The sequence below is a fragment of the Lutimaribacter saemankumensis genome (assembly GCF_900100005.1).
In the GTDB taxonomy this organism is placed as follows: Bacteria; Pseudomonadota; Alphaproteobacteria; order Rhodobacterales; family Rhodobacteraceae; genus Lutimaribacter; species Lutimaribacter saemankumensis.
Genome location: NZ_FNEB01000003.1, coordinates 35994 through 48831 on the forward strand (window position 1 = coordinate 35994; position 12838 = coordinate 48831).

Genomic DNA, 12838 nt, shown 5'->3' on the forward strand with positions numbered 1-12838 from the left:
GACGCCGCCGGTGCCGACGGTTTGCCTCATTCTTGCCCAATTCTTGCCTTCTTTCGTCACAGTGCTCAAGCGGCCCCTTATATTGGGCTAATCAATTGGGCCTTTTCATGGAAAAACTGGTGCGGGAATGCATCAATTGTACCCGCGAGTTGATTAAACTCGCGTTCATTCTCAATATCTTGTGGGGGGAAGTTAAAGGCGCACAAGTGGCCTGTGCGGCATGCCCCGGGTTTTTCCCGGGGCATGCAGGGCCTGTCAGACCCAGGGCCTGGCCTGGCTTGCCTGGCTTTCGAAGGTGTCGATCGCGCCAGCCTTTTCCATCGTCAGCCCGATATCGTCGAGCCCGTTGAGCAGGCAATGCTTCTTGAAGCTGTCCACCTCGAAGGTGAACACGTCGCCATCCGAAGAGGTCACCGTCTGCGCCTCGAGATCGACGATCATCCGCGCGTTCGATCCCTTTTCGGCGTCCTTCATCAGCGCATCGACCGCCTCTTGCGGCAGCACGATGGGCAGGATGCCGTTCTTGAAGCAGTTGTTGTAGAAGATGTCTGCGAACGAGGTCGAGATCACGCATTTGATCCCGAAATCCTTGAGCGCCCATGGCGCGTGTTCGCGCGACGAACCACAGCCGAAATTGTCACCGGCGACCAGGATCTCGGCCTCGCGGTATTGCGGCTTGTTCAGGACGAAATCGGGGATTTCGTTGCCCTGGCGGTCATACCGCATCTCGTCGAACAGGTTCACGCCCAGCCCCGACCGCTTGATCGTTTTCAGGAACTGCTTGGGGATGATCATGTCGGTGTCGATGTTCACCAGCGGCAGGGGCGCCGCGATGCCCGTCAGTTTTTCGAACTTTTCCATCAGATCATCTCCCGAACGTCGGTCAGTTTGCCGGTAACGGCGGCGGCGGCGGCCATGGCCGGCGACACCAGGTGCGTGCGGCCCTTGTAGCCCTGCCGCCCTTCGAAGTTGCGGTTCGAGGTCGACGCGCAGCGCTCGCCCTCGGACAGCTGGTCGGGGTTCATCGCCAGGCACATCGAACAGCCGGCCATGCGCCATTCGAAACCGGCCTCCTTGAAGATGTCCGCCAGGCCTTCTTCTTCGGCCTGCGCCCGCACCAGGCCCGAGCCGGGAACGACCATCGCGCGTTTCACCTTGATCTTCTTGCCCTTCAGGATTTCGGCCGCGGCACGCAGGTCTTCGATGCGGCCGTTGGTGCAAGACCCGATGAACACGGTGTCGATCTCGATATCCGAAAGTTTCTGACCGGGCGTCAGGCCCATGTATTCGATCGACCGGCGCGCCGCATCGACCTTGCCGCCCTTGAAATCCTCGGGCGTGGGCACGGTGGCGGTGATCGGCAGCACGTCTTCGGGCGAGGTGCCCCAGGTGACGACGGGCGCGATGTCTTCGCCCTTGATGGTCACGACCTTGTCCCAATGCGCGTCGTCATCGGAATAGAGTGTCTTCCACCACGCCAGCGCGGCCTCCCACTGCGCGCCCTTGGGGGCGTGCGGGCGGCCCTGAACGTATTCGAAGGTCTTTTCGTCCGGCGCGATCAGGCCGGCGCGGGCGCCGCCCTCGATCGCCATGTTGCAGACGGTCATGCGGCCTTCCATCGACAGATCGCGGATCGCCTCGCCGCAGTATTCGATGACGTAACCCGTGCCGCCGGCGGTGCCGGTGGCGCCGATCACCGACAGGGTGATGTCCTTGGCGGTGACGCCGGGGCGCAGCTTGCCGGTGATTTCCACCTTCATGTTCTTGGATTTCTTCTGGATCAGCGTTTGCGTGGCCAGCACGTGTTCAACCTCGGACGTGCCGATCCCGTGCGCCAGCGCGCCGAACGCGCCGTGCGTCGCGGTGTGGCTGTCGCCGCAGACCACGGTCATGCCCGGCAGCGTCCAGCCCTGTTCGGGGCCGACGATATGCACGATGCCCTGGCGGACGTCGTTGACCGGGTAGTAGTGGATACCGAAATCCTTGGCGTTCTGGTCAAGCGCGGCCACCTGGATGCGGCTGTCTTCGGGCATCTGGTCGGGGTTCTCGCGCCCCAGCGTCGTCGGCACGTTGTGATCGGGCACGGCGATCGTCTTTTCCGGTGCGCGCACCTTGCGCCCGGCCATGCGCAGCCCTTCGAAGGCCTGCGGGCTGGTCACCTCGTGCACGAGGTGGCGGTCGATATAAAGAAGGCAGGTGCCGTCGGTGTCCTCGTGGACGACATGGGCATCCCAGATCTTGTCATAAAGCGTCTTGGGGGACATTGGTCCTCTCCGTTTTCAGGTTGTTCTTCGGGAAAGTACGGGTGCATGGGGGCGCGGCGTCGCGCCAGGCGCGTCATAGACGTGCCAGAACCGTGTGGCTTGCGCCGTAAAAGCGCCACGGCAGGCGGGCGCGATCATCCATGTCGAAAACGCGTGTCATGGCGCAGGGGATATACCGCCCCGCTGAGTCCCGCAAGCCTCTATGCCCTTGCCCTGATCTGCCCCTTTGGCCAAACTGACCGAAAGGAAGGCGCAATGAACCCCGACGAACCGAACGACCTGGCCGAGCAGGCTGCCAATATCGCCGAAATAGGCCAGGGCCTTCTGGGTCAGATCGAGGCATTCCTGCAATCCTTCCTGCGGCCCTGGAATGCCTATCAGATCCTGATCGCGCTGGCCGTCCTGATCTTGGCGCATTTCGTGGCCAAGGGGCTGGCGGCGCGCTGGGATGCCTGGCTGCGCACCCGCGAGAACTGGCCCATGTGGCGCAAGCGCTTTGGGCTGCTGGTGCGCAACCGGATGCGGCTGATCCTGTTCGTTGCACTGATATGGCCCGTGATCTGGGCCATGCGCGAAATCACCTGGCCGTCACGCACCTACCTGCTGGGTATCATCGGGCAGCTTTCGCTGGCATGGCTGCTGATCGCCCTTGCATCGCGGCTGATCGTGAACTCCTTCCTGCGAAGCGTCGTGCGCTATGCCGGCTGGACATGGGTCACGCTGTCGATCCTCAACCTGACGGACGAGGCGCAGCAGGTGCTGGACAGCATGGCGATATCGCTGGGGGAGACCCGGCTTTCCGTCTGGATCGTGCTGCAGGCCGTCGCGATCATCGGGGCGCTTTTCTTCGTGGCGCGCTTTTTGTCGGTCACATCGGCAGGCCGCATCCGAAAGAACGAGGATATCAGCCCCTCGATGCAGGTGCTTGCGGTAAAGTTCCTGCAATTGCTTCTTTACGGCGCGGCGTTTTTCCTCGGGCTGCGGATGGTTGGCGTCGACCTGACCGGGCTGGCCGTTCTGTCGGGCGCCATCGGCGTCGGCCTTGGTTTCGGTCTGCAAAAGGTCGTGTCGAACCTTGTGTCGGGCGTGATCATCCTTCTCGACAAGTCGATCAAACCGGGCGACGTCATCAGCCTGGGGGAAACCTTCGGCTGGATCAACACGCTGGGCGCGCGCTATACCTCGGTCGTGACGCGGGACGGGCGGGAATACCTTATCCCGAACGAAGATCTGATCACCGGGCAGGTGGTCAACTGGTCCCATTCGAACGATTACGTGCGTCTGGATATCTATTTCGGCACCGCCTACGGCGACGACCCGCACACGGTGCGCCGCGTCGCGATAGAGGCGGCGAAATCCGTGGACCGGGTTCTGAGCTTCAAGCCGCCGGTCTGCCACATCGTGGGCTTTGGCGACAGCTCGGTCGATTACATCCTGCGCTTCTGGATCTCGGACCCGACCGGCGGGCTGACCAATATTCGCGGCAATGTCTACCTGGCGCTTTGGGATGCGTTCCAGGAGCACGGCATCTCGATCCCGTTCCCGCAGCGCGAGGTTCGGATGCTGAACGATCCGGCGCGTTTGCCCGATTGACGCCGGCGCGCCGGTGTGATCTTGGCGGCGGACGTTCAGCAAAGCATCGCCGCTGGTGTCATTCGTGCCCGAACGACATTGTTTTTTTGCCCTTGCGTTGCTATTTTCAAACCACGCCCAGCACCGGGGCACGGACGGTGCGCAGCATAGGAGGACAATGTCCTGTCTCTTATCGCAGACGCGGCCCGGGCCGCTGACAACGGGGCACCTATGACAGGCGCCCGCACGGATGTGACCAGCGATGCACTGCTGGCAAGCATTCTGACTTCACTGGAAAACGACAAGGCCGAAGACATCGTGCAGATCGACCTGCGCGGGAAATCGTCCATTGGCGACTACATGATCGTCTGTTCGGGCCGCTCGTCGCGGCAGGTGACGGCGATCGCCGAAAAGCTGGTCGAACGCCTGAAGGACGAATTCGGCATTCCCGTTCGGACCGAGGGCAAGGAAACCGGCGACTGGGTTCTGATCGACACCGGTGACGTGGTGGTGCATGTGTTCCGCCCCGAAGTGCGCGAATTCTACCAGCTTGAAAAGATGTGGTTGCCCAACCATCCGGCATCGGATCAGGCACGCGGCTGAATGCGCGTCCATCTCTGCGCCGTGGGGCGCCTTCGGGCGGGCCCCGAACGTGCGCTGATCGACGATTACCTGACACGTTTCGACCGCACCGGCCGGGGCCTTGGCCTCGGACCGGCGCAAATCCACGAGGTCGAGGACAAGAAGGGCGGCGGCATGGCCGCCGAGGCCGCGTTGCTGGACCGTGCCATCCCTGACGGTGCGCTGGTCTGCACACTGGACGAACGCGGCAAGCTGATGTCCTCGCCCGATTTCGCGGCCTTGCTGGCGAAATGGCGCGATGCGGGGCGGGGTGATGTGGCCTTTGTCATCGGCGGGGCCGACGGGATCGACCCTGGCCTGCGGGCGCGGGCCGATGCCTCGCTGAGTTTCGGCAAGATGGTTTGGCCGCACATGCTCGCCCGCGTGATGCTGACCGAGCAGCTCTACCGCGCGGCCTCGATCCTGGCCGGCAGCCCGTATCACCGGGTCTAGGCGCGCGGATCAGCCCGGGCGGCGGCTGCGCAAGGCGTGCGAGATGCCGACACCGATGAACAGCAGCAGCGACAGCGCTGCGACCCCGATTAGGAAAAGTGCCGCCGAGGCGATCATTGCGGGCAGCGCCGCGAAGGCGGGCAAGGCGGCGGCAAGCTCTGGTTGGAGCATGCCTGTCGCAGCAGCCCACCCCATCGTCAGGCCCAGCCACGCCAGAACCGCGATAAGCGCGGGCCACATCGCCCCGCGGAGGGCGCGTGCGCGCAGGCTGCGTTTCAGCGCGGCGATCTGGCGCGACACGTCCTGCTGCATCGCCAAAAGGGCGGGCACCACGATCAGCACCAGGATCATGCCAAAGCCAAGCCCGTAGACCAGCGTGATGACCGTCGGCTTCAGGAACTGCGCCTGCTGCGAGCGTTCATAAAGAAGAGGGGCCAGACCCAGGACCGTTGTCATCGTGGTCAGCATCACCGGGCGCAGGCGGTCCGCCGCGCCGTCGATGATCGACGGGATCAGCCCGCGTTCCTGCCCGTATTCGTCGATCGTGGTCACAAGCACGATCGAGTCGTTGATGATGATCCCCGTCATGCCCAGCAGCCCCACCACGGTGAACATCGACAGAGGTATATCCCAGATGTAATGCCCCCAGATCGTACCGACGAGGCCGAAGGGAATGATCGCCATCACCACGATGGGCCGGGTCCAGCTGGAAAATACCCAGGCCAGCACGATGTAGATGCCGGTCAGGCACAGGATCAGCCCGGTCAGCGCATCGCCCAGGAACTCGTCTTCCTGCTCGCTCAGGCCCGACAGGCGCCATTCGACCTGATGGCGCGCGGCGATGTCGGGCAGGATCTCCTGCTCCAATGCGCGCATCACCTCTTCGGCGCGGGCGGGATCGTCTTCGGATATGTCGCCGGTGACGGAAATCAGCCGGATGCCGTTCTCACGCTTGACCGTGGAAAAGCCGGTGCGCCGTTCGACGCTGACGATATCGGCCAGCGGCACATAGGCCCCCGAGGGCGTGCGCATCTGCATCCGTTCCATGAAATCGGCGGTCAGCTCGGTTTCGGGCAATTGCACGCGGATTTCGGCGCTGCGCGGGCCCATCGGGTAGGTCGCGGCCTCAAGGCCGTTCAGCCGGTGGCGCAACACCCGCCCGATCCCGTCGATGGTAAAGCCCAGCGACTGCCCCTGCGGCGTCAGTTCCAGGATCAGCTCTTCCTTGTCATAGGCGAGGTCATCCTCGACCGCGGACACCTCGGGGAACCGCAAGAGCGCGGATTTCAGCGCCTCGCTTGCTTCTTTCAGCGTGTCCGCCGTCGCGCCGTAGAACTGCACGTCCAGCGCCTCGCCGCCCGGTCCCGACCGCCAGCCACGGAAGCTGACGGTTTCCGCCAGCGGATGCTGCTGCACCATGTCCTGCAATTCGGCGACGAACTGGAAGCTGGAATAGGGCCGCAGATCGGCGTCGATCAGCTCGATCGAGATGCCGCCCAGCAAATCGTCGTCCTTGGTCTCCGAGCCGGGCAGGGGGCGGCCGGAATTGCCGCCGATCTCGGCGATCACGTAATCCAGCGGGTTGCGCCCGTAGCGTTCTTCGTATTGCTGCCCCAGCGCATCGGTCGCGCGCTGCATCTCGCGCATCATGGCAAGCGTATCCGCGCGCGATGCGCCGGGCAGCATGGCGAAATTGCCCGTCACGCTGCCCTGTTCGGGCGCATTGAAGAACCGCCATTGCACGTCGCCGCGCGCGAACATCGCGATCTGGCTGGCCAGGATGAGGATCGTCAGGCCGAAGACGGGATAGCGCGCCCAGACGACAAAGGCGATCACGCGGCGGAACAGGCGGTCGCGCAGCCAGCGGAATCCCCGGTTCACGATACGCGACGGTACATCGTACCAATGGTCTTTTTCGGTGTGGGTCAGGGCATGGGCCATGTGATGCGGCAGGATCAGGAAACATTCCATCAGCGACGCGGCCAGCACGACGATCACGGTAAACGGAATGTCCGAGATCAGGTCGCCGAACCGGCCGCTGATCGCGGTCAGGCCGAAAAACGCGATCACGGTTGTCAGCGTCGCGGAAAAGACGGGCATCGCCATGCGCCGGGCCGCGTTCTCGGCCGCCACCACGGGCGGTTCGCGCAGGCGGCGCGCGCGGGCATCGGCGTGTTCGCCCACCACGATCGCGTCGTCCACCACGATGCCAAGCGTGATGATCAGCGCGAACAGCGAGATCATGTTGATCGTGATACCGGCGGCATACATCAGCGCGATGGCAGTCAGCATCGACACCGGGATACCGGCCGCCACCCAAAAAGCCGTGCGCGCGTTCAGGAACAGAAAAAGCAGCGCCAGCACCAGGCCCAGCCCCATCAGACCGTTGTCGATCAGGATATTCAGGCGCCCGGTGATCGCCTCGGCGCGGGTACGGATCAGGTCGATCGTCACGCCGGCCGGCAGCGTTGCCTCCATCTCGGCGGCGACCTCTTCGACCTGGTGCTGCAGCGCGATCGCATCGCCCGAGGCCGAGCGGTCCACCCGGATCGACATGGCCGGATGCTCGCCCACGAAATAGCTGCGGTTGCGGGTCACGCCTTCGATGCGCACCTCGGCCACGTCGCCCACCGTCAGGGTCGATCCGTCGGGATTGGAGCGTAGAACGATCCCGGCGATCTGGTCGGGGTCGCGTTTCTCAACCCCCGTGCGCACGCGGGCATTGGCCCCAGTGATGTCGCCTGCAGGGTCGGCGTCGACCTCTTCGGCGATGGCGGCGGCGATCTGCTGGATCGTCACGTCATGCGCCATGAGATTGACCGAAGGCACCTCGATGATGGTGCGCGGCGCCGCGATCCCGCGGATCGTCGTGCGCGTCACGCCGGCCGCGAACAAGCGGTTCACCAGCTCGTCGGTGAACAGCGCCAGCTGCTCGGTCCCGACCGGGCCGGTGATCACAAGATCGGTCACGCGGTCGTACCAGGTGCCGCGCCAGATCTCGGGGTCTTCCGCCTCGTCCGGCAGAGTGGTGACCGAGTCGATCGCCTGCTGCACGTCATCGGTGGCGCGGCTCATGTCGTAGCCGGGCTCGAATTCCAGCCTGATCGAGGCGCGCCCCTCGAAGGAGGAGCTGGACGAGGCTTCGACCCCTTCGACGGCCAGCAGCGCGGGTTCCAGCACCTGGACGATGCCGCGGTCCACGTCTTCGGCGCCGGCGCCTTCCCAGATGATGGAAATCGACACGTCGTCGATCACGACATCGGGGAAGAACTGCGCCCGCATCCGCGGAACGGCGGCCATGCCAAGGACCAGCAACACCACCAGCAACAGGTTCGCCGCCGTCCGGTGGCGCGTGAAATAGGACAGGATCCCGCCCGCGCGGTCCGGTATCTGGCGGACCATCGCCTAGCCCCCCATCCGCGCTTCGAGCCGTTCGACCATCTGTGCCGGCACGCGCGGCTGTTGCAGGCGCGCCAGGATCGAGGATTTGATCTCGTCCGGCATACCGGAACTGTTTTCCACGAAAGCGACCAGCCGCGCGCGGCGTTCTTCGGTCAGTTCCAGCATCTCGGGCTCGGCCGGTGCTGACTGGGCATCGTCACCCGACAGGCGCAGCGGGCGCACCTTGATCCCTGGTCCCAACAGCGGCGAGCGTTCGCGCACCACCTCGCGGCCCGCAAGGCCGCGCCCGCGCACCAGGACGTCGTCGCCCTGCCGGCGCACAAGCGTCACGGGCAGGATTTCCAGCCGCTCGTCGGCCCCCAGGACAAGTACCGCGCCATCCGCCGCAAGTGCCGTGGCAGGCAGGCGCACGACATTTTCGACCGCCGGTTCGGTCACGCCGACGGTGACGAAATCGCCGGGTTTGAACCCGCGCGGATTGTCGAGCCTGGCAAATATCAGGCGCCCGGTCTGGCCTTCGCCGACTGCGGCACTGTCGCGGGTCAGCACGCCCGTAGCCTCAAGCTCGGCGCCCAGTACGCTCAGAGTGACGGTGACGGGCAGGGGGGCAAGATTGCCCTGATCGTCAAGCAGCCGCGCATATTGCGGGGTCGAGATGCGCAGCGCCACCTCAAGCGCGTTGTTGTCCACCAGTTGCGCAAGACGCTCGTTGGTGGCCACCAGCCCGCCCTCGACCACCGACACCCCGCTGAGAGAGCCATCGAATTCCGCGCGCAGCACGGTGTCGTCCAGTCGGCGCTGCGCTTCGTCACGCGCGATACGGGCGCGCGCCAGACGGGTCTGCGCCTGATCGACCCGCGCCTCTGCGGTGCTGACGGCCTGGCGCCGCGTCAGAACCGCCTGACGCGCGGCCGAGGCCGCAAGTTCGGCGGTTTCCACGGCCGCCGCGGTGCCGACGCCGCGCGCCTCCAGATCCTTCTGCCGCTGGAAAGCGCGTTCGCGCAGGTCGGCCTGTTCCTGCGCGGCGTCCAGTTCGTCGCGTGCCAGCGCCAGCGCGCGTTCGGCCTCGCGGCCTTCCGCTTCGGCATCCATCAGGTCGCTTTCCGCACGCTCCAGCGCGGCCTGCGCGTCCGCAGGATCAATACGCAGCAGCACGTCGCCAGCCCGTACATGCGCGCCTTCTTCGAAATCGCGGGACAGTTCTATCACGGTGCCGCTCGCGGCGGCGCGCAATTCCAGGGTGCGCCTGCTCTGGACTTCGCCGAATGCGGTCAGGATGGGCGCCACGGTGCGCGGCTCGGCGGTTTCGACATTGACGGCAAAGACGCGCTCGCGCTGTGGCGGCACGCGGGCCTCCTGGCTGAGACGGTCCTGAATCGCGTCGCGCACCATCGCGCCAGCATAGACCAGCAGCGCGAGAGTGACCGCAAACAGAAACAGACCCGACAGGCTTTGCCGCAGAAAACGCATCGATTTTAGACCCTTGCAAGGCGGGATACATCCCGGCGCTCAAGTGTAGCCGGGATGTATGAAATGCCAAGCCACAAGGCTGTTACGCATCGCCGCGCTATTTCCGTCGCTTGTGTTCTTCCAGCCGGGGCATGATCTGCACGAAATTGCAGGGCGCGTGGCGGTAATCCAGCTGGTATTGCAGGATCTCGTCCCACGCGTCCTTGCAGGCGCCGGTGCTGCCGGGCAGCGCGAATAGATACGTGCCACCCGCAACCCCGCCGGTGGCGCGCGACTGCACCGCGCTGGTGCCGATCTTGTTCATGCTGACGATGGTGAACACCGTGCCGAACGCGTCGATTTCCTTTTCATAGACGTCGCGATGCGCCTCGACCGTCACGTCGCGGCCGGTCAGGCCGGTGCCGCCGGTCGAGATCACGACGTCCACATCGGGGCTTTCCACCCATTCGCGCAGTTGCGCGGCGATGGCGTCGCGTTCGTCGCGGACAAGCATGCGGTCGGCCAGGATGTGGCCCGCGCCTTCGATGCGCTGCACCAGAGTGTCGCCTGAGCGGTCATCCTCGATCCCGCGCGTGTCGCTGACCGTCAGAACCGCGATGCGGACGGGGATGAATTCCTTGGTTTCGTCGATGCGTGACATGATGGGTCGCCTCAGATTTCGAACCAGTTGGGTTTGGGGCCAAGGTTGTGAACGGCCGTGTCCCCGATCTTGCCCGACCGGCCCCAGCTGTCATGTATGTGCCCGCACAGCGCGATTTTGGGCTGAAACCGCGCGATCGCATCGCGGATCGCGATCGAGCCGACGGATTGCCCGCCCGAGGTCACATCCGCCACGCCCTTGGGCGGGGAATGGGTGACCAGCAGATCGCAGCCTTCGGCGCCCGCCAGCATTTTTTCGGCCTCGGCCTCGGACAGGTCGCAAGACCACGCGCCGAACGGCGTGAGCGGAACGCCGTAGCCAAGGCCAAAGACGCGCAGGCCCGCGGCCTCGGTCGATTGCCCGTGCAGAACGGTCATGTTGGGGCGGGCGGCGGCGCGCAGTTCCTCGACGCTTTCGGCGTTGCCGGGCACGACGATCATCGGCGCCATGATGCCCCGCAGCATCTCCATCGCCTCGTCGAGCCCTTCGCGCGTGTTGCAGAAATCGCCCGCGCCGATGACGAGGTCGGCCTCGGTGCTGGCCTCGGTCAGGGTTTCGGCGCGGTTGCGGGCACGGTGCAGATCGGAAAACGCAAGTATATGCATCAGCCGGTTCCCAGCTTTGCCTTGAGAGACAAAAGGTCGGCCCAGGCCTCGCGCTTGGCATGCGGCTGGCGCAACAGGTAAGCGGGGTGAAGCATCGGCAGGGCCGGATGGCCATACGCCTCGTGCCATTGTCCGCGCAGCCGGGTGATGCCGCGTTTTCCAAGCCCGGCCTGGCAACTGTAGTTACCCATCAGCACGATGATCTCGGGCTTTGCCAGTGCGACATGGCGCTGCACGAAGGGCAGCATCATGGCGATTTCCTCGGGCTTGGGGTCGCGGTTCTGCGGCGGGCGCCAGGGCAGGACGTTGGTGATGTAGACGGCGTTCGACGCGTCCCCGGCATGGCGGTCCAGCCCGATGGCGGCCAGCATCCGGTCCAGCAATTGCCCGGCCCGTCCGACGAAAGGCTTGCCCTCGCGGTCCTCGTCGCGGCCCGGCGCCTCGCCGATGATCATCACGCGGGCGGCCGGGTTGCCATCCGCGAACACGAGGTTGCGCGCGCCCTTTTTCAATTCGCAATGCTCATACTGGCCAAGCGCCGTTCTGAGCTGATCGAGGTCGTTGGCCGCCTCGGCCATCTGGCGGGCGATCGCCACGGTATCGACCTCGGCCGGTTTGACGATGGGCGCGGGCTGCGGGGCCGGGTTTGCCGATGTGGGGCGGGCGGGCGCTTCTTTCGGCAATTCATACCGGTTGACGGGCGCGTCACCGATCGCGTCTATCGCGCCCAGTTCGACCTGCCATTCCAGCGCAGCCAGTGCCGCATATGTGTCGGTTGCCGATTCCATGGTTCTAACCTAGGCGTTGGGACGTTGGGCGAAAAGGCTCAGCCGCGCGGGGCGGCGGCGCGCCGCAGCCTGTCATTGATCGCAACGCCAAGCCCTGTGTCGGGGATCGGAGCCACGGCGATACCCGCGATGCCGGGCCGGTCGAGCGTGTGCAGGTGGCGAAACAGGTTCGCCGCGGCTTCGACCAGATCGCCGGTTTCCGACAGGTTCAGATCGCAGGCCATCGGGCCGAAACCCAGCAGAACCTCGCCCGGATCGGCCTGCGTGGCATTCAGCCGGACGCGCGCGCCGGGCGCGTAATGCGATGCCAGTTGCCCCGGCGCGGTGATCGCGTCGCCCGCATCGCGCTCAAGCGGCGCGCCCAGCACGGCCTCGATCCTGTCGGCGGGGACGCCGCCGGGGCGCAGAAGGGTGGGGACGCCCGCCAGCCCGACGATCGTGCTTTCCAGCCCTACGTCGCAATCGCCGCCGTCGATCACCGCGTCTATCCGGCCATCGAGGCCCGCCATCACATGCGCGACGGTTGTCGGGCTGATCCGGCCCGAGGGGTTGGCCGAGGGCGCCGCGACCGGCCCGCCGAAGGCGCGCAGAACCGCCCGTGCCAGCGGGTGCGCAGGCACACGCAACGCCACGGTATCCAGTCCCGCCGTGACCAGGGCCGACAGCCCGTGACCCGCGCGCAGCGGCAAAACCAATGTCAGCGGGCCGGGCCAGAACGCATCGGCCAGTTTTTGGGCGGTGTCCGTCCATGTCACGAAGTCACGCGCCAGCCGCGCGTCGGGCAGGTGGACGATCAGCGGGTTGAAGCTGGGCCGGCCCTTGGCCTCGTAGATTCGCGCCACAGCACGGTCGCTTCTGGCATCGCCCGCGAGGCCGTAAACGGTCTCGGTCGGAAGCGCGATAAGCCGCCCCTCGGAAAGCAATTCCGCGGCGCGGACAATGCCACCCTCATCTCCTGGCAGAAGCTCTGTTTTCCCCATGCTCTGACGCCGCGTTCCGGTTGATGCGTGAGTGCGGCCGACT

11 protein-coding genes are annotated in these 12838 nt (G+C 65.3%); 3 read left to right on the forward strand and 8 right to left on the reverse strand.

The features are described from left to right. Positions 1 to 255: 255 nt before the first annotated feature. Both leuD and leuC read right to left on the reverse strand, forming a co-directional pair. Positions 256 to 861 carry a 3-isopropylmalate dehydratase small subunit gene (gene leuD / locus BLT50_RS07315; RefSeq protein ID WP_090028014.1) on the reverse strand — a complete coding sequence of 202 codons (606 nt, stop codon included), beginning with the start codon at positions 859 to 861 and terminating at the stop codon, positions 256 to 258. Next, positions 861 to 2264 (reverse strand): 3-isopropylmalate dehydratase large subunit, encoded by a 1404-nt coding sequence (leuC, locus tag BLT50_RS07320; RefSeq protein WP_090028015.1) that lies wholly within the window; start codon positions 2262 to 2264, stop codon positions 861 to 863. The genes leuD and leuC overlap by 1 nt, the downstream gene beginning before the upstream one ends. 255 nt (positions 2265 to 2519) lie before the next feature. Here leuC and BLT50_RS07330 point away from each other — a divergent pair, with 255 nt between their 5' ends. The 3 genes from BLT50_RS07330 to rlmH all read left to right on the forward strand — a co-directional run bounded on the left by BLT50_RS07330 (position 2520) and on the right by rlmH (position 4910). Then, positions 2520 to 3857, forward strand: a complete 1338-nt coding sequence (locus BLT50_RS07330) for a mechanosensitive ion channel family protein (protein WP_090028017.1) — start codon at positions 2520 to 2522, stop codon at positions 3855 to 3857. A gap of 210 nt (positions 3858 to 4067) precedes the next feature. Next, a complete protein-coding gene (gene rsfS, locus BLT50_RS07335; RefSeq protein WP_090028018.1) occupies positions 4068 to 4439 on the forward strand; it encodes a ribosome silencing factor in 372 nt (123 codons plus the stop codon). Further along, positions 4440 to 4910: a 23S rRNA (pseudouridine(1915)-N(3))-methyltransferase RlmH gene (gene rlmH / locus BLT50_RS07340; protein ID WP_090028019.1), complete on the forward strand. Its 471-nt coding sequence runs from the start codon at positions 4440 to 4442 to the stop codon at positions 4908 to 4910. It begins immediately after the preceding gene. Between the two features lie 9 nt (positions 4911 to 4919). Here the strand turns inward: rlmH and BLT50_RS07345 are convergent, their stop codons facing one another. The 6 genes from BLT50_RS07345 to BLT50_RS07370 all read right to left on the reverse strand — a co-directional run bounded on the left by BLT50_RS07345 (position 4920) and on the right by BLT50_RS07370 (position 12795). After that, positions 4920 to 8312 (reverse strand): efflux RND transporter permease subunit, encoded by a 3393-nt coding sequence (locus tag BLT50_RS07345; protein ID WP_090028020.1) that lies wholly within the window; start codon positions 8310 to 8312, stop codon positions 4920 to 4922. 3 nt (positions 8313 to 8315) lie between these two features. After that, on the reverse strand, positions 8316 to 9782 hold the full coding sequence (locus tag BLT50_RS07350; protein ID WP_090028021.1) for an efflux RND transporter periplasmic adaptor subunit: 1467 nt from the start codon (positions 9780 to 9782) through the stop codon (positions 8316 to 8318). Between the two features lie 97 nt (positions 9783 to 9879). Then, positions 9880 to 10422: a molybdenum cofactor biosynthesis protein B gene (gene moaB / locus BLT50_RS07355; RefSeq protein WP_090028022.1), complete on the reverse strand. Its 543-nt coding sequence runs from the start codon at positions 10420 to 10422 to the stop codon at positions 9880 to 9882. Between the two features lie 11 nt (positions 10423 to 10433). Next, complete coding sequence (locus BLT50_RS07360; protein WP_090028023.1) at positions 10434 to 11027, reverse strand: metallophosphoesterase family protein; 594 nt, start codon at positions 11025 to 11027, stop codon at positions 10434 to 10436. Further along, positions 11027 to 11815, reverse strand: coding sequence for a uracil-DNA glycosylase (locus tag BLT50_RS07365; RefSeq protein ID WP_090028024.1), 789 nt, complete (start codon positions 11813 to 11815; stop codon positions 11027 to 11029). Before BLT50_RS07365 ends, BLT50_RS07360 begins: the two co-directional genes overlap by 1 nt. A 38-nt stretch (positions 11816 to 11853) precedes the next feature. After that, positions 11854 to 12795: an L-threonylcarbamoyladenylate synthase gene (locus tag BLT50_RS07370; protein ID WP_090028025.1), complete on the reverse strand. Its 942-nt coding sequence runs from the start codon at positions 12793 to 12795 to the stop codon at positions 11854 to 11856. Positions 12796 to 12838: the final 43 nt, after the last annotated feature.